Origin of the sequence: Nostoc sp. LEGE 12447 (assembly GCF_015206985.1) — a bacterium.
In the GTDB taxonomy this organism is placed as follows: Bacteria; Cyanobacteriota; Cyanobacteriia; order Cyanobacteriales; family Nostocaceae; genus Nostoc.
Window position 1 is genome coordinate 1 of the sequence record NZ_JADEXT010000056.1, and the last position, 20,110, is coordinate 20,110.

The 20,110-nt window shown below is 40.0% G+C and carries 17 protein-coding genes; 9 read left to right on the plus strand and 8 right to left on the minus strand.

From position 1 onward, the window contains the following. Positions 1 to 135: 135 nt before the first annotated feature. The gene (locus IQ274_RS31860) at positions 136 to 279 is read right to left on the minus strand and encodes a hypothetical protein (RefSeq protein ID WP_228058511.1); all 144 of its coding nucleotides are present in this window, start codon (positions 277 to 279) and stop codon (positions 136 to 138) included. Positions 280 to 602: 323 nt separating this feature from the next. Here IQ274_RS31860 and IQ274_RS31865 point away from each other — a divergent pair, with 323 nt between their 5' ends. Further along, positions 603 to 896: a hypothetical protein gene (locus IQ274_RS31865; RefSeq protein ID WP_194144645.1), complete on the plus strand. Its 294-nt coding sequence runs from the start codon at positions 603 to 605 to the stop codon at positions 894 to 896. Positions 897 to 1,499: 603 nt separating this feature from the next. Here IQ274_RS31865 and IQ274_RS31870 read toward each other — a convergent pair. The 4 genes from IQ274_RS31870 to IQ274_RS31885 form a co-directional block, all read right to left on the minus strand. After that, positions 1,500 to 1,916, minus strand: a complete 417-nt coding sequence (locus tag IQ274_RS31870; protein ID WP_194144646.1) for an HNH endonuclease — start codon at positions 1,914 to 1,916, stop codon at positions 1,500 to 1,502. Then, a complete protein-coding gene (locus IQ274_RS31875) occupies positions 1,913 to 2,275 on the minus strand; it encodes a hypothetical protein (protein WP_194144647.1) in 363 nt (120 codons plus the stop codon). The genes IQ274_RS31870 and IQ274_RS31875 overlap by 4 nt, the downstream gene beginning before the upstream one ends. A gap of 437 nt (positions 2,276 to 2,712) precedes the next feature. Then, positions 2,713 to 3,192 (minus strand): SRPBCC domain-containing protein, encoded by a 480-nt coding sequence (locus IQ274_RS31880; protein ID WP_228058503.1) that lies wholly within the window; start codon positions 3,190 to 3,192, stop codon positions 2,713 to 2,715. Positions 3,193 to 3,212: 20 nt separating this feature from the next. Beyond that, complete coding sequence (locus IQ274_RS31885; RefSeq protein ID WP_109013061.1) at positions 3,213 to 3,536, minus strand: ArsR/SmtB family transcription factor; 324 nt, start codon at positions 3,534 to 3,536, stop codon at positions 3,213 to 3,215. 195 nt (positions 3,537 to 3,731) lie between these two features. Here IQ274_RS31885 and IQ274_RS31890 point away from each other — a divergent pair, with 195 nt between their 5' ends. Together IQ274_RS31890 and IQ274_RS31895 are read left to right on the plus strand one after the other, a co-directional pair. Next, positions 3,732 to 4,199, plus strand: coding sequence for a hypothetical protein (locus IQ274_RS31890; protein WP_194144648.1), 468 nt, complete (start codon positions 3,732 to 3,734; stop codon positions 4,197 to 4,199). Positions 4,200 to 4,201: 2 nt separating this feature from the next. Then, positions 4,202 to 4,873, plus strand: a complete 672-nt coding sequence (locus IQ274_RS31895; RefSeq protein WP_194144649.1) for a hypothetical protein — start codon at positions 4,202 to 4,204, stop codon at positions 4,871 to 4,873. Positions 4,874 to 4,894: 21 nt separating this feature from the next. Here IQ274_RS31895 and IQ274_RS31900 read toward each other — a convergent pair whose 3' ends face one another. Further along, the gene (locus IQ274_RS31900; RefSeq protein ID WP_194144650.1) at positions 4,895 to 5,209 is read right to left on the minus strand and encodes a hypothetical protein; all 315 of its coding nucleotides are present in this window, start codon (positions 5,207 to 5,209) and stop codon (positions 4,895 to 4,897) included. Positions 5,210 to 5,587: 378 nt separating this feature from the next. Here IQ274_RS31900 and IQ274_RS31905 point away from each other — a divergent pair, with 378 nt between their 5' ends. Beyond that, complete coding sequence (locus IQ274_RS31905) at positions 5,588 to 8,041, plus strand: beta strand repeat-containing protein (RefSeq protein ID WP_194144651.1); 2,454 nt, start codon at positions 5,588 to 5,590, stop codon at positions 8,039 to 8,041. Positions 8,042 to 8,285: 244 nt separating this feature from the next. Here IQ274_RS31905 and IQ274_RS31910 read toward each other — a convergent pair whose 3' ends face one another. After that, complete coding sequence (locus IQ274_RS31910; RefSeq protein WP_228058504.1) at positions 8,286 to 8,840, minus strand: hypothetical protein; 555 nt, start codon at positions 8,838 to 8,840, stop codon at positions 8,286 to 8,288. A gap of 297 nt (positions 8,841 to 9,137) precedes the next feature. Here IQ274_RS31910 and IQ274_RS31915 point away from each other — a divergent pair, with 297 nt between their 5' ends. The 5 genes from IQ274_RS31915 (at position 9,138) to IQ274_RS31935 (ending at position 18,911) form a co-directional block, all read left to right on the plus strand. Beyond that, on the plus strand, positions 9,138 to 9,857 hold the full coding sequence (locus tag IQ274_RS31915; RefSeq protein ID WP_114083208.1) for a hypothetical protein: 720 nt from the start codon (positions 9,138 to 9,140) through the stop codon (positions 9,855 to 9,857). A gap of 1,073 nt (positions 9,858 to 10,930) precedes the next feature. Then, the gene (locus tag IQ274_RS31920) at positions 10,931 to 11,602 is read left to right on the plus strand and encodes a ferritin-like domain-containing protein (protein WP_228058505.1); all 672 of its coding nucleotides are present in this window, start codon (positions 10,931 to 10,933) and stop codon (positions 11,600 to 11,602) included. 277 nt (positions 11,603 to 11,879) lie between these two features. Further along, positions 11,880 to 14,417 carry a filamentous hemagglutinin N-terminal domain-containing protein gene (locus IQ274_RS31925; RefSeq protein WP_194144653.1) on the plus strand — a complete coding sequence of 846 codons (2,538 nt, stop codon included), beginning with the start codon at positions 11,880 to 11,882 and terminating at the stop codon, positions 14,415 to 14,417. A 247-nt stretch (positions 14,418 to 14,664) separates the two neighbouring features. Then, a complete protein-coding gene (locus IQ274_RS31930) occupies positions 14,665 to 16,416 on the plus strand; it encodes a ShlB/FhaC/HecB family hemolysin secretion/activation protein (protein WP_194144654.1) in 1,752 nt (583 codons plus the stop codon). Beyond that, positions 16,368 to 18,911, plus strand: coding sequence for a CHAT domain-containing protein (locus IQ274_RS31935; protein ID WP_194144655.1), 2,544 nt, complete (start codon positions 16,368 to 16,370; stop codon positions 18,909 to 18,911). The genes IQ274_RS31930 and IQ274_RS31935 overlap by 49 nt, the downstream gene beginning before the upstream one ends. A gap of 129 nt (positions 18,912 to 19,040) precedes the next feature. Here the strand turns inward: IQ274_RS31935 and IQ274_RS31940 are convergent, their stop codons facing one another. Beyond that, positions 19,041 to 20,072 (minus strand): hypothetical protein, encoded by a 1,032-nt coding sequence (locus tag IQ274_RS31940; RefSeq protein WP_194144656.1) that lies wholly within the window; start codon positions 20,070 to 20,072, stop codon positions 19,041 to 19,043. Between the last annotated feature and the right edge of the window lie 38 nt (positions 20,073 to 20,110).

Below are 20,110 nucleotides of genomic sequence, written 5' to 3' on the forward strand. Positions count from 1 at the left end.
TGGTTAGACATAGATTATAAAAACACCAAAATTAGCAAATAGTTAGCTTGAAACCGCTTGATATTGTACGCAATATTTCAATTGAATTTCATCAAGACTTAATAGATGGGGAAGAGTAAGATTTACTAAGATATTTCAGTACCGAATCCCAGACTTAGAGCATACCCGAAAGACAAAAGCACAGCCAATCATTTCTAGACGCGTCTGTAAAATCCGACGGATGCTGGCTTCGTCATCTACTACCAGGATTTTTCCTTTCTCACCTGATAAGTTTTTCAACGCTGTTCCTCCACAGCGAGAACCCTCAACCATCCATTATCTGCTTATTAGGAGTCCAAAACGCAAAACAATCTTGAAGTACAGTTATGAGGAAAGAAGCGATCGCTTAATACTTGCATCTGTGCAACAGATTATGCTGGGGCGTCTACCCGAAAACAGATTTGTACACAATTAATAAATTCTTACAATTAGGGACTCGTATTTTCCATAAATTTGGTGTACCTTGTTAATTCTGTGCAAATTATTTATACCTGACTGACCCCAACTTTGTACAAATCTACTGTCATCCAAATTTTTTGCCAATGCCTTCGAGGGAACAGCCAATGAATACTTCTAATGAGATACATACTAAGAAAATCATCAAAAAATCTGATAAGCTTACCCTGAGACAGATGAAGCTAATCGAGGAGGCTGAAGACCAACAACTTCTAGCTAATACTGTCAATTCTCCAGCCCCTGTGGTTGAGGTTGAGGAGAAACCAGTAGCGATTTCAGAGCCTAGAGTTCCTGACTATGTTCCATTCCTTGACAATCCTCCAGTACAATCTGTGGGCAATTCGGGCTGGCAGGTTTCTGATGTCTGGCGGGATATTCGGGTGGATGATTTTTGTAGTTAATTTAAAGCAGGCAATTTGTATTCCCAGACGGTTGACCATCAAGGCGGTTGCAGTTATCCATGATCCGAATGTCAGAGATTGAGGAACAGGGACAAAGCAAAAGAGAAAAGTTTTCCCGAATGCATTCTTGTGCAGCAATACCTCTATCTCTTCGCTCAACCAATATTATGGCAACCGCCTGAGCAACTTTTGTAAACTATCTTTGCACTCAGTCAAAGCTATAGTTGAATCGTGCTTATAATAAGTTACGGCTAACTATAACTGGAAGTTAGCACCCTGTAAATGGTTATCGCTTGGATTACGCGTCAAAGGCGATACCAAAGACAAGCAAAATTTATCGGCAGCGCAATAGTTCCTATTCCCTTGCCAACATGCCGCCTCCGCGATCGCATGTTGGTGAAAGTGTAGTGTATCAAGGGAAGTAGTGTTAATCGTAGTTTATGTCGGATAAAAGATAAGAGTACCTTATTTTGTGTTCTCTCTTTTGTAGTATAAATGTAGTATCATGTCACTGAAAGCATAATGTGAGCAACTTGCTTGCTTTATGGTTTCAAACTGGGTTGCTCAAGTTATGAGCTTGGGACATTGAGGCGATCGCCGACCTTATGGAGCGATTATTCCAGCTTGTAGTAAAAGCTGACGCTCCTCAACTCTGTCACGACGGTTTAACTGCAATAACCCAATCGTAACCCGACCTATGGGGCTTAAAGGCAGAAATTCAGACCCACTCAGGCGAAAATGTTCATGCCAGATGTCTTGGCGAGGATGATACAAGGGTACGATTTTTCCGGTTTCTGGATCGACAGAGGCGAGATCACTTCCTTTGTGCTTATTGCATAGAGTACAGGATAGGGCTAAATTTTCCGCTTCAGTCCGTCCACTATGTTTTTCAGCAATGATGTGGTCAATCTCATGAGGCGCAAAGGTAGCGACATCAGGGATCAGACAATACTCACAACAAGCTTTTGCCCGTTCATAAACCTGTCTTCGGAGAGCTACAGGAATATAGGTTTTGCTCATTCTGCATCAGCTTCTTTGATCTTCTTGAAGGCTCTAGCCTTAGCCATTCTGACAATATGCTCTAAATATTGATACCCCTGCCATTGCTGCTCTTCTGTTGCGGTTAAGCCTACCGTCCGATTTTTTTCTACCAGAGTGTTAATTTGAGCTTGCAGGGATTCAGAGGGACGCAGGGCAATAATGGCTTCAGCAGTGGGTAGGCTTGCCAGAAATTCTACGACTTCAGCCATACCTGAAAATCCTGACTGAGCGATCGCATTGAGTTCTCGTAACCCCAACTCTAGGATTTGAGGCAGTTTGTCTGCAAAGGGTTGAAGCTGATTGACAACTTCATCAGGTAAGTCAAATGTAACTTGCATAGACGTTTGCTTTTACTACAAGGATACACTTTCTGGATTTTAGCTGACAGAATATTCCACAATTAAATCAATCGGATACCGCGTCCCGCATTTTTCACAAGCTTGAAATGCAGAGGTGCAGGTTCGCTAGTAGTCTGCCAACCCAAAAATGTTAGGTGGGGGCAGGCAGAGGAGCAGGGGTGCAGGGGTGCAGAGGAGAGTTCAATGTGCCTTGTTCTTTCCCCTCTGCCCCTCTGCCCCTCTGCTCCTCCGCCCCTCTGCCCTTGGAGCTATCCACCATGCAAAGTTTCCTTGGCGGACTACTAGTGGAAGAATTTAATGTGCCTTGTTTTTTCCCTCTGCCCCTCTGCCCCTCTGCTCCCCTGCACAAGGTTTTGAGAGACGTGGTGAAAAATCCGGGCGCGTACCTTTGGTCGGCGTAGCCATCGCAATTGTAATTAATCGTTTGGTTCTAAAAGCTTGCCCAGAGCTTCAACGGACTGCCGCCAGCCGCTTTCCATGCCGCTAGCAACCATGCCGTCACGGTCTGACTGGCTCATTGCTGTGCTATGGGTACGAATCTCAGTTGTATGTTCGTCAATTGCGACAAACTCAGCTTTTTCCAGCATGACATGCCCACGTTCCGGCATCCCCAAGAATTCAAATGTCTGCACGATTCGTTTATCTAGAGCGACTTCATGAAAACAGCCAGTAAACTCATACTCGTGACCGTCTTCTGATTGTTCAGCAATGTGCCAACTGCCGCCGTCTTGACAATCGAAGTGATACACTTTCATTGGATTACCGCGACACCACCAATTAGCGAACAGTTCCTCTTTGGTATATGCTTCAAATACCTTTTCTAACGGAGCCTTGATTGTGACTGTACCCAGGATATTTTGTGAATTTTCTGGAACTGTTACTGTGAGATGTGCCATACTACCCTCCTGCTACTTTGTTATCGATCTTCTAGTAGTTTTTCCAGAGCATCAAAGCGGGCACTCCAGATTTTTTCATACTCGCCCAGATACGCTGCGGCTACTTTGAGAGTTTTCGGCTGAATCTGAATAACTTTCTCCTTACCACTTCGACGCTTGGTAATTAGTCCGGCTTTCTCCAACACACTGATGTGCTTTGCGATCGCTGCAAAAGACATCGCATAGGGTTGTGCTAATTCGCCGATAGTATGTTCTGCTGTTGATACCCGTTTAAGAATGTCTCGCCGCGTCACATCAGCCAGAGCAGCAAAAATTTTATCAAGGGCTACATTTGATTCAACCATATAGTTGAATGATATCCAAACATACAGATCGTGTCAAGTGACAACGCGGACAACTTTTACCTCCTGTCTTGGGCAAATTCTACCTGAAGTCACATACAATTTTGGGTGTTACTTCCACTGTGCTTCCAGGCGATCGCCGCGATAGGCATCGCTGCCGACTATGGTGCGATTGGTGAAGAGGAAACAGAGTAGACTATGCCGAAGCCGTTAGACCCCAAGTGTCAGTTATGTTCCAAATTACCAACAACCCAAGCTAAAGTGCTGCATGGAACAGCAGGGGACGGATGTTGGAATCCAAAAGTCTGCCACAATCGCCGTTCGTTTTACCGCCACCGTTCGCAGAATAATTCAGCAGAAATTGATTCAGTAACAGTCGAACCACCAGCAACATATTTTGCAGTGCTGTATTTGTATAAAGAACCAGGGGATAAACCATTACACGCTATGTCGGCAGAACTCTGGCTGGGACAACAGCCTATTTGTCGCCTGGAACCAATTCACTGCTTTGGGCTAACGGCTGGCAAGATCCGCGCCTATACAGATCAGGTGTTGCAGGCTTTTGCTAAACAATACAGTGTTTCACTATATCAATATAAGGATATGTTTGAGATTAGCTCAAGCTACTGCCCAGTGCGACCCTGCCCCTTGCATCCAGAATCGTAGAGATGACCACATACCGCCAATTAACAATTTGGGATGTGCTGGATGAGTTGTCCGAATCTCCACCAACTTCTTCTCTTGATGCTATGTGGGATTGTTTGGATGCGGAGCTAGAAAAATTACCCTTGGAGGCACAGTTATTAACCGCAGCGCTTGCCTTCAGTCAAATTGCGGATATTCTCAAGTCTCGTGCCGAAGTGCTGTTGCAAGATACCCGCGATCGCAATAGTCTTTTGGGGCCAGTTGTTAGCACGGATCTCTTTGCTGGTCTAGTGCGGACAACAATGCACCTAGATTTAGATGATTTGATTGAACCGCAAATACCACAAACCTTTAAACCACACGGGCCACACCAATTTTCACATTCTACTGAATCGGGTGATTCTGTAGCAGCACCTGTTGAAAAAGCAAATGTTTTGGCAATGCTTGATGAGGTGACAACTTTAGAAGATGTCCGCAATTTGGCATCAGATGAGAATGTGGAAAAATGGCAGAGCGCGATCGCTAACCATCTGATAAATGTCAAAGATGAGATTTCTTTAGTTAAACTGCAACGTGTGTTGCAAATGCCGATGGTAGAAGTATGGTTGGGATTATTGCTGGGTGGGTTTACACTAGAACAGCGTGGTGATTTTTATCACAACCATAATGTCTGGGTGAAAAGCTCTCCTTCCTAGTAGTTCGCCAACCCAAAATTGCTAGGTGGAGGTCGGCAGAGGAGCAGGGGAGCAGAGGAGAGATTTATACAAGTTCTTTCCCCCCTGCCCGAATGGCACTAAGTTAATCGCAAAGCCCTGATATAACTTGCTTTTGAGTGTGGGGAGTGTGGGGAGTGTGGGGAGTGTGGGGAGTGTGGGGGTAAGACTTCTTCCCCGTCCTCCCACACCTCCCACACCCTGCCCTGGACAGGTTTCAGCTTTTCTTAGTGCCATTCCCCCCCCTGCCCCTCTGCTTGCCACCACGCAAAATTCCCTTGGCAGACTACTAGTACCAATAACAATATCATTCGCCATATAAGGGGAGTCCTGCTTGCGATATCTACGATAAACTCCGCTAACGCTCTTAAGGGGCTACAAATCAAAATCAAGAACTTAGAACATCGAAGTAAAACACCCATTGGTATTCAGGTACTGTGGCGAGGTTGGTTAAAATTACACGACCTCTGTGAGGGCTGGCAGCTTGCAAAAGAGACTTAACGGGAAAAGCCAGATGTGTAATCCATTGGCGAAGTTCTAGAAACTCGATTTAATAACGTTCCCCTTGAATTAATTGAGCAACTAAAGAAAATTTATGATCTTGACAGAGTCAAGCAGTTATTGAAGCAATCTATTATTAAAACTACTACCTTGATTGGGAACCCTAGTACTATATGTCAAGAGATTCTTAATCTTATGAGAGCGATCACCAAACTGGGAGCATTCACAATTGGGTTCTTCAGTTTTACCCTGATACTGCCTGCAATGGCTCAGGTAATATCAGATGGTACAACTAACACCGTTGTCAACCAAAGTGGTAATAATTTTAATATTTTTAATGGGATACAAAAAGGTAATAATTTATTTCATAGTTTCAGTAATTTCTCTATACCCGCAGGTAGTACGGCAATCTTCAACAATGCCGCAGATGTACAAAATATCTTTAGTCGTGTAACTGGCGGGAGTGTTTCCAACATTGATGGCTTAATTCAGGCGAACGGTAGCGCTAATTTATTTCTGCTTAATCCCAGTGGAATTATTTTCGGTTCAAACGCTCAATTAAACATTGGCGGATCATTTATTGGCACAACTGCCGAAAGTATCAAATTTGCAGATGGTGTTGAATTTAGCGCAATTAATCCCCAAATTACCCCATTGTTAACTATCAATGCTCCCATTGGTTTGCAACTAGGTAGCAATCCTGCACCCATCAACGTTCAAGGTACAGGACACTCCTTGAGCAATCCTAATCCCAGTGGGCTGCCTCCGATAATTGTGGCTCCTAGTGCTAGCGAACTGCGAGTACAGCCAGAACAAACCCTAGCTTTGGTTGGTGGCAATTTGCATCTGAATGGCGCAACTCTGACTGCCCAACAAGGGCAAGTAGAATTAGGGAGTGTGAGTGGTACAGGACTGGTTAGCCTCATACCCACTGCACAGGGCTATACCTTGGGATATGAGAATGGGCAAAGCTTTGGCGATATTCAATTAGCACAGCGATCGCTATTGGATGTTAGTGGGGTAAATGCAGGTTCTGTACAGGTTCAGGGGCGACACATTAAATTCATCGATGGTTCAGTGGTACTAGCGCAAAATTTTGGTTATTTAGCAGGTGGAGAAATTCACCTTCAGGCATCCGCAGCGATAGACATGATTGGTAGAACCGATGCGGCAATTTGGAGTGGGATTCGCAGTGAAACTTTTGGTAGCGCAGCTGGCGGCAACATCCGCGTCATTACTCCCAAACTGACACTCCAAGAGGGAGCAGGGTTGAATAGTTCAACTGTGGGAACAGCTGCGAGTGGCAATATCGAAGTTCAGGCAACTGCAATTGAACTGTCTGGCTTTTCACCAATCAATCCTACAGGCATCAGTACTCTTAGCACTTCTAGCTATTATAGTTCGGGGAACGCTGGCGACATCTTTGTCAATGGCAATAGTTTAGTAGTATCAGGTGGAGCTTCATTGAGTTCAGCTACGTTTGGCAGTGGCTCTAGCGGTAAGGTAACAATTCGCAACAATCACACCACTGTCATGGGAGAAAACCCCTTCGGACTATATAGCAGCATTAGCTCAACTACGTTTGCAATGGGAAATGCCAAAATCCTGACGCTAGATACAGCTAAGTTACAAATTCTCGATGGTGGAGTAGTGGCTGCAACTACATTCTTTATAGGTAATGGTGGAGATTTGAGTATTAACGCTACAGAATCAATTGAGATCAGTGGCCGCAGCCGCAGCAATAACAGCAGCATCAACTCATCTGTCTTACGATTAGACCCACAATTTCAGCAGCTATTTGGTTTGCCAGACATACTAATAGCTAATGCGGGTAATGTGAACATTACTACACCCAACCTGACATTAATGGATGGCGGAACAGTGAGTGTTACTAGCCAAGGTAGGGGCAATGGTGGCAGCCTCAACATCACAGCTAATACCATTAAATTAGACCGTCAAACCAGCATCCAGGCAGCAACAGAATCAGGTAATGGCGGTAATATCGCGTTAGAAGTTGGAAAGTTGTTAATACTACGTGGCAATAGCGCGATCGTAGCCACAGCAGGCGGTAATGGTAATGGCGGTAATATTAATATCAATGCACCGCTCGTTGTTGGATTAGAAAACAGCGACATTATTGCTAATGCAGTTCAAGGTAGGGGTGGCAATATTCAAATCACCACTCAGGGAAAGATCGGATTGCAGTTTCGTCCCGAACTCACCCTGGAAAATGACATCACCGCTAGTTCTCAATTTGGTATTAGTGGCACAGTTCAAATTAACAACCTCGGCGTGGATCCGAATTCTGGCTTAATTGGGCTGCCAGCAAATGTCACCGATCCATCACAGCAAATTGCTACAGGCTGCGCCAACGATCAAGGCAGTAAATTTGTAGCAACGGGTCGCGGTGGTGTACCGCAAAATCCTACACAGGAAGTGACGAGCGATCGCACTTGGTCTGATATCCGCGATCTCTCTGCATATCGCAAAAATAGTTCTATTACACCACAAATAACCCAATCTTCAGAAGTTCTGATCCAAGCTACTTCTTGGCATCGTAATGCCCAAGGCAAAATCGAATTAATTGCAGATAAATCTCCTACTCAGGCGCAACAACCATTAACCTGTGCTGCGGTTCCTAAAAGTTAATGATGTTATAAATAATGCCCTGAATGGCAATACCTTAGCCAAAATAACCCGCATTTCTCACAAGCTGAAGAAGCGTATAAGTAATGAGTAATAAGTAATAAGTTAAGAATTTTACTCATTACTCCTTACTCACTACTCATTACTCCTTACTCCTTACTCCTTACTCACTACTCATTACTCCTTACTCCTTACTCCTTACTCCTTACTCCTTACTCACTACTCATTACTCCTTACTCCTTACTCACTACTCATTACTCCTTTCCACTACGTCTTTCACTATGCGACCAGATGGAATTTTATTGCCAGCTTGCTCTACTGCCTGCTGCCATACATCCGCTTGCACATCTGGTTCCAACTCGGCTTTCGCCAAAAACCGCAATTGTCGTTCGTTGGTCGGCATTGGAATTTGCCGACCAATGGTCGGCAAAAACTTTTGGAGATTCTCATAAACCACAGTAGCCGAAATCTTTAAGTAAGCGGCATCACGACTATAATTGAAGCGATCGCGGCAATACTCCTCAAAAGTCCGGTGCGTGGAACGGTACAGCCGTCTGTCCCTCAACTCCATCAGCGCTTGACCTGCTGACAAAAATGCCCTTTCTACCTGACGTTCCAATTGCAAGCGTAAGCTTTGTTCTTGGTCGGTCAACTCTTTTACTTCAACAGCCGTCACCGTAATCGTTGCTGAGGCTGGGTTATCCTGTCCAGAAGTATTTTCGGCAGCAGAGTCAGTTGCTAGCTTTGGTTCCTCAGATGCCCCAGGCATAACTTTCTTGCGTCTGGATAGTGGTTTGTTCATTATTCCACCTCCAGTACCAATTGGCTCGTAGCAATATTGAGTTGTGTCATCATGGAAATATAGAGTTTTTATTTATGCCCCCATCCTTTAAACAGGTTGGGGTTTTTCATTGCTTTTTATATTTTGCACCGATGAAAGAATACTTTGACGAAAATCAGTCCAATACCACAGTTAACAAGAAAGACTTCAGAAGTCAGGAACCTAAATTCAATTCTGACTTCTAACTTATGCCAACTGAATTCAATTTCAGCTTATTCTAGAAATACCCTCTTTAACACACGAGTAAAACAAGGGCTAATGCTTGATTATTTGACAGCAGGTATTGCATTTTGGATGACTTTGTTTGGAGTACAAGAGTCGTTGTTAGAATTTCGCCTGGGTTATCTCGGTCGTTACTGGTTTATTGCGATTAGTGCTAGCTTATTTATCAGCTTTTTCCTCTCGGCTCTGGTTATTGTGCCACTAATCATTAACTTGACAATAAATCCATTCACTTTCCCAGGTAATGTGATTCTCTCAGGAATTGCTGCGGTAATCTTTAGTTTGATTCTCACCCTAGCGCAATGGCTGATACTTCGTCAATCCGAGATGACACCAAGAGTCTTTGCACTGATCAATACTGTTATTGGAATTCTCGTCTACTTCCTATTGGTGTGGCTCAATGAGGGTAGTTTAGAGTGGAGCGGTAATTTCATTCAAGGCTGGAAAACTGTAATAATATTTTTAGCTGGTGGTGCGATTAACGGAGCAGCCACAGGTAAAGCTTTGGATTTATACTGTAAGCGAGTAGAGCGGCGCTTAATTCAACTTGAGAGAGACAGGATAGTAAGAGAAACCAGAGATAGAGAAAGAATAGAAAGAGAAATACTTTCAAGAAAAAAGCTTGAGGCGGAAAAGCTTGAAAGGGAAGCCCTAGAAAGAAAAATGATTGAGAGAGAAATGACCTTAGCTGAAGAGAAAAAGTGGTACGAAGAACATGGTAATGATGATTATGAGGATGAAGATGATGAAGAATAATATTTAAGTATCAATTTACACGTTAAACTAGATTTGCGATTAGATATCTGTTTGATTTCTCAATTTATTTCTTTGTTATATTTGCGATAAAACTTCAGTAATTTTAGATAAACACATAGTACTATAAGGTACTAGAAAATAGTGATTAAGACTAAAATTATCCTAGACAAAAGCGCTGTTCTCGACTCATTTCTCTATCACTCTTCAAGAAAAATAACCATTGGCTAAATAAACACCTTGCCAATGCTAGATAAACGATGATACCAAGAAAAGTCAGAAGTAAATGCAACATTAACCGTCTAATACTAATAGTAAATTTTTGATCAGCAAGAAGCATAGGCAAAGAGGGGATGGTTCGCTAGCGCGAGAAACCCTATACATAAATTTAGGGTTGCTGAAACAAGAACCGGAGGTAGAACGTTTCGCCTATCACCTGCAAACACAGGCAAATTTTTAATGCTCCTCCAAAGCGAAACTATTAACCCTCTTTTATCAGGCTAAAATGAGTCCAAAGCACAAAATTACCCTGGCTTTCATCCTTCTTTAGTAGTAAAGGAGAGTTTTTAGGTAGCCAAGGGACTTGATAGTAGCCAAAATCTCATTGAGACAAAGAGGTAAACGCGGTCTTCTACTTTGCTGCTAACTCCTCCCTTTGAATCTGCATAGTATTTATTGAACTCTTAGAGCGCGATCGCAATCTCAAAGTTTTTTTAGTTTTTAACCATCTAATATCAAGCATATAAATGTTATTCGCTTAAATTCAAGATTAAAATCATGATTTTAACTTGTAAAAATAGTCTTAAATTAGCAATCTTAAAACAAAGGTTTAATGTAAACAACTGTAATTATCAGTAACTAGCAACATAGTATAAAAACTGATTTAAATTAATCTAGATAACTTACTAGAAGATGCAACAGATGCCCAAGTTAAAAATTGAGATAATTTTTGCTATCACCATTAGCATGAGAAAAGTCGTTCTAAAAGGCTTTTAAAATGTATTTCGAGTACTACCATAAGAAATGTAGCTTACAAAACTTAGCATAAATACCTTATGAATTTTTTGACTTATCTCATGCATCTAGCAAGCTCAGGAGCTGTTGCTTACTATACTGCTTCTCAAATCCGTGACTCTAAAACTCGCCCTATTGTACTTAAGGGTTTACATCTATCAGAGGCTGGTTCCGTTGGATTTCTGTCTGCACTTAGTGAGCGTGCAGCTAATGAAGGCGATACATGGCTCGCAGAAAAATTAAAACAACACGCGTTGGATGAAACTAAACATAGCCAAATTTTTGCTCATGCGTTAAAGCAAATAGATAAAAATTCCATAGATTCAGAGACTGAAACTCCACCTAAAAGTCAATCAAGACAAGGGCGTAGTCCTCTCTTTGCCGCATACTATGAAGGCTATAGCAAAGAACAACTTAGCCCTGCCGCGATTGACTGGGATATCTTTATGGCCAGTACCTATATTATGGAGTTGGATGCTGGTAAAGACTATATGCGAATGGCGAACGTATTGCCTGATGATGAGCGTGCCACTCATAACTTAAAGTTGGGAATGTTAAGCATCGCTAAAGATGAAACAGGTCATGCTGCCTACCTTTATGAAGCAATGATGCGACGAATGACTGCGAGGCAAGTGCAAAAGTTAGTTGATGAATGGCGCACCCGTAAAGTTCAGGCAGTATTTAAAGTAATTGATTATGTCCTTAAAGATACTGACACCATAGAAGCAGCATAACATCTTTAAATAAAACAAGTAGGTAGGCAAGAAAATTTATAACTATGTCATTACAAGAGTGAAGGAATCATAAAGGTTTTGAGCTTTTTACATTTTCTTACATAGTTAGGTTTATTTGTATCTACCTACTTAGCTATCACTTTAACCTCATTGAATCTTTAAGCAGAAGTTCTTCAAATTTTATTCATGAATAAATTTAATAATATTTCCTATCCCTAATACTGATCTAAGAGCTACTTTTTTCTATCAATCAAAACTTGCATCTTTAATTAAAAAAATGCAGACTATAATCAATACGCTTGTAATTACAGTTTTTATTTCTTTTGCAGCCATCTTTCCTTCTGAAGCTCAAATTACTCCAGATATTACTTTACCTAATAACACTGATATTAGAATAGAAGGAAATAATCGAATTATTGAAGAGGGCACTCAGGTAGGGAATAACCTTTTCCATAGTTTTCAATACTTTTCGATACCTATCAATAACACAGCTATATTTAATAATCCTTTAAATATTCAAAATATTATTACTAGAGTTACTGGTGGAGCTATTTCTAATATTGATGGACTGATAAAGGCCAATGGAACAGCTAACTTATATCTGATGAATCCAAGTGGAATCATTTTTGGAGCAAATGCGCGATTAGACGTTGGTGGTTCTTTTTTAGCAACTACAGCAAATAGTATTAAATTTACTGATGGTATAGAATTTAGTGCTACGGAAACTCAACATTCTCCTTTGTTAACATTAAATGTACCTGTTGGATTGCAGTTTTATGATACCTCTGGAGAAATTAATGTACAAGGTAATGGTTTTCCCATTCAGAACTCTATCTTGAGATCCCCTATAGATGCAAGTATAATTTCTACGGGTTTACAAGTAAAACCTGGTAAAACCTTAGCTTTAATAGGAGGAAAAATATTATTGGATGGAGGAGTCCTTAGTAACAAAAATGGAAGAATTGATTTAGCAGCTATAGAGCAAGGAGAAGTTAATATTAAGGCCGAAAATAACAGGTTATTCTTAAGTTACGGAAATAAAATAAGTTTTAGAGATATAAGTTTTTTAAAAAGTGCTTTAGTTTATGTTAATAGTACAGAAGGTAAAGGGAACACTGTTAATATACGTGGAAATAATGTAAAAGTATTAAATGGTGCGCTAATTATGAGCCAAAATCAGGGATTTAAGCAAAATGGAGAAATTAGTATTAAATCTGATTTTTTGGAAGTTAAAGATGCATCAGAATTTGGTATTAGTGGTATCTATACTAGCAACTTTGGAAATACGCCTGGAGAAAATATTGAACTTAATTCAAATAAAATAACTATTGGTGGAGCGCAGATAGCTACTACTACTTTTAGTAATGCTCCTGGTGGTGAAATAATAATAAATGCCAATGATTATTTAAAAATTACTGGCTCTACTCCATCTTCTGTTAATCAATTTGGATATGGTGCTATTAATAGTTTCAGTTATCTTAATTATGGAGATAGTGGAAATATTACTGGAGTAATCAAAAATTTGATATTAGAAGATGGGGGTAATATAACTACAGCTTCTAGTTCTTTTGGTAATACTGGAAATTTAAAATTAAGTACACAAAATATTACACTCCAGAATGGAAGCAGTTTAGGAGCTACAACTTTTAATAGTGGGAAAGGAGGTAATGTTTTAATAAACGCGAATAATACCATAAATATTATAGGTAGGTCGCCTATTATTGGACCTAGTACAATTAATGCTGCTACTTTTGGTAGTGGGAATGCTGGAAATTTGGAAATTAATACCTCAAAGCTAATAATCAGAGATGGTGCGGGTATCTCTACAAGTACCGTATCGTTTGGAAATGCTGGGAATATTAATATTAACGCTTCTGGTTCAGTAGATATTTCAGGAGTAGATTCAAATTCAAAACTTCCTAGTTTTATAGATTCATCAGGAGCTATTTTAGATAATAGCTTGAGGATTAGATTTAATAGAGTGCCTCCTACTCCTACTGGAGACGCAGGCAAATTAATTATTAATGCTGAACAAGTTAATATTGATAACAATGCTCAAGTTAGTGTTAGAAATAATGGCTCAGGCAATGCAGGAATTCTTGAAATTAAAGCTAAAGACATTAACATCACAAACAACGGCGGCGTTACCGCGACCACTGCCGTAGGTGAGGGAGGTGACATTATCTTCAATGCGAACAATGTTCTATTACGCAATAGCAATATCTCTACAACTGCTGGACAGCAAGAAACCAAAGGGAACGGTGGAAACATTAATATTAATACGGAACTATTGCTTCTCTTAGAGAATAGCAAGATTACAGCGAATGCCTTTGAGGGGCAGGGTGGTAATGTCACTATCAATACTCAAGGAATCTTTCCTTCTTCTGATAGTAAAATTACAGCTACTTCAGACAGAGGAATTGACGGTATAGTTCAAATAAATACTTTACAATTTGATTTCATTAAAGCAGCGTTCGTTCCACCAGCAATTAATATTCCTACAGTTGCTCAGATTTGCGCTACGCAATCGGGTAAAGCACCTAATGAGTTTGTGGACAGAGGATCTGGGGGTATTCCACAAAGCCCAAGCGATCCCCTCAACAGCACTTATGGCTGGAGAGATGAGCGACAACCTATTTCCACTAAACAATCACAACAGCCAATACAGATCGAAGTAGATCAAGAATATGTAGAAGCACAAGGATGGAAAGACAATGGAAATGGGACAGTAAGTTTTACAACTAAACCAAAAGAAGTGATTTCTTATGGTTCTTTATCAGACTCACCTTGTCACAATTCTCAGAAATATAAATAGAAGGATACAGAGAGCATTGAAATAAAACAGCAGCTTTATGTAGCTAAACATAATTAATGGCATAATTTCATTGCGAATGCAGCGAAGCCTAATGTAGGCGAAGCATTCTCGAAGGGTAGCAATCCCAGTCCTTGCGATTTCTATCAGGGCAAACGCGAGGGCTGTAAATATTTTTGTTCATCTACTTAGCTGCTTCTATTAGATAATGAAAAAGTTTAAAAAGTTGCTTCTATGTTAAGAAAATGCTATGTCGTCCAAATATCGATACTTAAATGTGTTCGGGGCAACTTTTTTTCTAGTAATTCCGATATCAACAACTAACCCGCTTTTAGCAAAAACAGCACCTCCAAGACTCTTTACACAGCAAATACCAACAATTCCTCAGAGACCACAAGTTCCTTCTCCAATAGAAAGAAGAGAAGAACTGCAAATACCTCCTGCTTCAGTGCCTATGCCTGAAATTCCCAAAATAAACCGAGAAAAAATTAAAGTTGAAAGGTTCATATTCAAAGGCAATACTGTCTTATCAACTCAACAACTAGAATCAGTAGTTGCTTCTTACACAGGCAGAGAAATTGCATTTTCAGAATTGCTCGAAGCTCGTACAGCAGTCACGAGGCTGTACACTGAACAAGGATATCTAACTTCTGGAGCCTTCTTTCCTGTTAAAGAGAATCAAGCGATTACAGCCAGTGGAGGAGTTGTAACTATACAAATTGTTGAAGGCAAGTTAGAGAAAATCAATATTATGGGTAGCGCACGATTACAAAATTATATTCGTGAACGCTTACGGACAAACACGACTGAAGTATTTAATAGCAAACATTTGCTGACAGCTCTACAACTACTGCAAACAGATCCTTTGATTGAGAAAATTTCTTCGGTTATAGATAAAGGCTCTCAATCAAGTACTTCTGTTTTAAACGTTACAGTCAAAGCACGTCAACCCTTTAGAATTGAAGCTTTCTTAGATAACTCTCGTTCACCTGCCATTGGCAGTTTTCAGAGGCGAGTTGAGTTAAGCAATGCTAACCTCTTCGGGCTAGGAGATCGGTTGAGTCTGGGATATAGAAGCACTGACGGCAGTAATACTTTAACAGCTGATTATTCTATTCCTCTCAATTCCAAAAACGGGACTGTGCAGTTTTTTTATGCAAATTCTTCTGCCAATGTTATTGAGCGTCCTTTTAGCAGGCTAGATATTCTTTCTGATGCTCGCGCTTATGAACTGACTTTGCGTCAGCCAATACTACGACAAGCTAGCTCTAATTCAACTCAAGAATTTGCTTTAGGATTGACAGCTTCCCGACTAGAGAGCGATTCATCATTACTCAACACTCCTTTTCCTTTAAGTGCTGGCGCAGATTCTAAAGGGCGAACGCGAATTTCCGCTCTTAGATTTTTTCAAGAGTGGACACAACGCACAAGACAAGGAGCATTATTGGCACGCTCCCAGTTCAATTTTGGAGTTGGTGCAATTGATGCCACAGTTAACGATTTCGCTCCTGACAGTCGCTTCTTCTCTTGGCGAGGACAGACTTCATGGCTACAGCGTTTAGCAGCAAACGGTACATCCTTGCTTGTTAGAGCAGATATTCAACTAGCTTCTCGCCCTCTTGTGCCATTAGAACAATTTGCTAATGGTGGTATAAATTCGGTCAGAGGTTACAGACAGGATACATTTTTGTCTGATAACGGAGCTTTACTATCAATTGAAGCACGTGTTCCCGCTTGGATAACAGACACTGAACAATTACAGATCATTCCCTTTTTTGATGTGGGAATTTCCTGGAATAATACTACTGCTAAAGATACTGGGATAACAGTATTTACAGGAACACTGGCATCTATAGGGCTTGGTATACAGTACCAGTTAGAAGAGCGCCTTAATGCTCGTCTTGATTGGGGTGTTCCTTTGATACCTGCTGACACTAACTCAAATTTAGAAACATGGCAAGAAAACGGATTTTATTTTTCTATCAATTACCGACTGCTTTAAAGTATCTAATATTAGGACTATGTTTAACGGTAGTGATAGTTTTATGCCAAGTCCAAGCAAAATCCCAGACTTCTACAATTTTAGAACAATCTCAAGCACAACTTCTCAATCAACAAGGATTTGAAGAGTTAAATAAAGGACAGCCTCAAGCCGCACTACAAACATGGAAAGCAGCTTACAATATTTACTACAAATTAAAAGATTCTGATGGCATTGCTGGTAGCTTAATTAATCAAAGTTTAGCACTACAAGCAAGTGGTTCATATCTTAGTGCTTGTCAAACTCTAAGCAAGATTCTAGAGCTAGAGGATTGGATTTGCTCTAGCCCAATTGAATTACGGGAAATTTCTCAACAAGCCTATCTAGAGACGTTAAAGTTTGCTTTGGAAAAACAGCCATTTTCAAGAGTCAGAATTATTGGACTCCGTAATCTAGGTGATGTGCTGCGGCTGATTGGTAATCCAGAAGCATCTTCGATTATATTATTCAATGCTATGGCAATGGCTGAAACTCTAGATTCAAAACAATCAGATATTTATAATCAAATTTTATTGAGTTTAGGTAATACAGAACGTGCCCTTTACATCCAAGCTAAAGGGAAATATCAGCTAACTGATGATGTATTTACTAAACAGAAATCACTTAAAAAACTTAAGTCAAAAGCTCAAAATGCTCTGAAATTTTATCAAGAGTTAGCAGGCAGAAAACAAAATGTACTTCCCCTGCAAGCAAAAATCAACCAGTTAAGTTTAATCTTAGAGATAGAAAAGTGGAAGAGCATAGTAATTTTAGAAAATCCAACTACAAATGAATACCTTCAAACATTAGTTAATAGCTTATTAAGTCGCCCAGAAAGATTTGAATCATTCCCTGCAATCGAATCTATCTATGCTCAACTTAATATCGCTCAAACTTTAGTGCAAATTGACCAAGATATCCAGTTAAAGCAACTTGTTTTCTCCAGAAAAGATAATCCGTTATCAATTTCATTACTATTAGCGAATAAAGCTAACACTTTAGCCCAAAAGCTGAATAATAACCGAGCCGAATCTTATGCATTAGGAACGATTGCTACCATCTACAACTCTTTAGGTAAAACACTTGAAGCAACACAATATTTTGAAAAAGCTATGGGACTAGCTCAATCAGTACAAGCTTGGGATATTGCTTATGAGTGGCAATGGCAATTAGGACGTTTATATCGAGTCTTAGGAAAAGTTGATAAAGCCAATCAAGTATATGAATCTGCTATTAACAGTCTTGAACAAGTTCGAGGTAATCTTCTAGGGGTAAACCCGGAAATTCAATTTAATTTCAAGGATAAAGTTGAACCTATTTACCATGAATATATGGAGTTGTTATTTTCCCAAGATGAGGTAAAGTCAAAACGAGCAGTTGAAATTCAAGAGAAGCTAAGACTCGCTGAAATAGAGAATTTTTTACAATGTGGTAGATTGAATTTATCTTCTTTAAGGAATGAACAAACTCTAAAAGAATTATTTCCAATTATTTATTTAATTAAGTTGAGAGAGAAAGTAGAAGTAGTTGTTAGAACACCCCAAAAATTTTATCGCCATACAGTAGACTTTAACCAAATAGCTGACCCCATTGATAATTTACTTAAAATTGTTCAAAAAAAGCAGTTTGTTAGAACTGAAGATGTTAACTATTTTATCTATTCTAAAACTCTTTATAACCTCTTGTTTTCTCCGATTAAGCAGTATCTTCCTAATTCAGGAAGTTTAGGATTTGTTCTAGATAGCTATTTCCAGAATTTACCTATCGATATGTTATATGATGGAAAAAAATATTTGACTGATTCATATAGCATTGTCACAGCTTCAAGCTTTCAACAATTGCACAATCATTCAGCTAAATTCCAAAATTCTAATATTTTAATTGGCGGGATTTCTCAACCTAGTCCTAGTCTTAACGACCCCTCAGTTCCTAAAAATTTACTAGCTTTGCCAGAAGTAAAAGCAGAAATCGAAAATATCAAAAGAAATACTACTTCTGTTTTAACTTTAATTGATAGTGATTTTAATAGTCGCAGCTTTCAACAAAAAATTGAAAAAAATTCATTTTCTTTAGTTCATTTGAGTACTCACGCTCAATTCAGTTCTGACCCTGAACAAACCTTTGTCTTGACTTGGGACAAACCTTTAAATGTCAAAGACTTGAAATTTTTGCTCAAAAATGAAGGCGACACAATTAATTTACTTGTTTTAAGTGCTTGTCAAACTGCAAAGGGTGATAAACGCTCTGCCCTTGGAATTGCTGGAATAGCTATACAAGCCGGAACACGCAGTACATTAGCTAGTTTGTGGCTAGTTGATGCTGATTCTACTGCTCTATTGATGGAGGAGTTCTACAAAGGATTGAAAAATGGACTTGTTTTACCAGAAGCACTAAGACTTGCAAAACTGAGTTTGTTGTCTAGTGAAAAATATTTCCATCCCTATTACTGGGCTGGCTTTATTCTTGTTGGCAACTGAGTTAAAAAGCATGTCAGTGGAAGCATAAGTTGTCTACTGCTTCCATTTATAGACCAGTTATCGTCCCACCAACAAAGCACTGTGCAACAACTTATGGTGTCGTCTGCAACGAGTCAGCACTGGTTAAATCTAACCGCCCCTTGCTCTTTCTCGTCTTTTCTGGCTCTGATCTGCAATTTTCGCTCCTGCTTCTGCTTTGACTAATTCATCGGCATTATTCTCTTTTCGAGCTAATTTGGTTGCAGTTGCATATGCAGATATAGCCGCAGATGGCAAGTATGCCTCTAGGTAGCGATCGCCTAATAATCGATAGATAGTGGGATTTTTACTACCTGCTTTGGCTCTTGCCTTTAACACCAGAATCGATTCGTTCAACAAGTTCTCTGCTTCGTATACACTATCTAAATCAATAGCTAATTCATCTTGGAACTGATTGAGACTTTGAAGACGATTGATTGTCGTCGCTATCTCTTGTGCCTTATCAATAGGGACTATCAAAAGAATAGAGGCACTAGCAGCAATAGGCTCATCTCCACGATTAGCAATGACGTTTACATTGTAAACATTCCCCGGCTCCATAGCTGGCTGATCTTTCGGGTATGGGAGTTGAGTTGCCTTAACTTCAACTGACCAGTTAACTCCTTTGCCTTCGATTTGCACCATATAGCTAGTAGCTGAAGGAGTGGCAGACCAAGATAGTATTGGATTGGTATTTAAAATGACGACACCGTAGGGAGTGATTAATGTAGGTATATTTTCATCTTCCTCTGCCCCTTTGGGTGTCACACAGGTATACCCATTTTTCAAAGTACAATTCTCAAATCTACGCTGGGAAACAGGTAAACAATGTTCACTTACAGTACTATCTGTGAGGTATAAAAGCTTTCCATGTGAATAACAAAAAATCTCAACCTTACGCCCACGAACTGGATGAATTTTGTCATCTTTACAAAGCTTACTCTGGGGTATCCAATTGATATCGCCACTAATAACTTTTGCTACAACTTCACAGTCTCGCTGATGTGGATCGCTTCTACTTGCTGATTGAGCTTGTCCCCCTGCACTGCTAAAGCTTGAAAACAACAGTATTAATGCAATGGCTACGAATTGAGAGTTTGAAACTTTTTTTATTTTGGCTGTTGACTTTGCTACAATCAGCATTCCTATTATTTAGTAATTTGCTATCTATTTGATAGCTT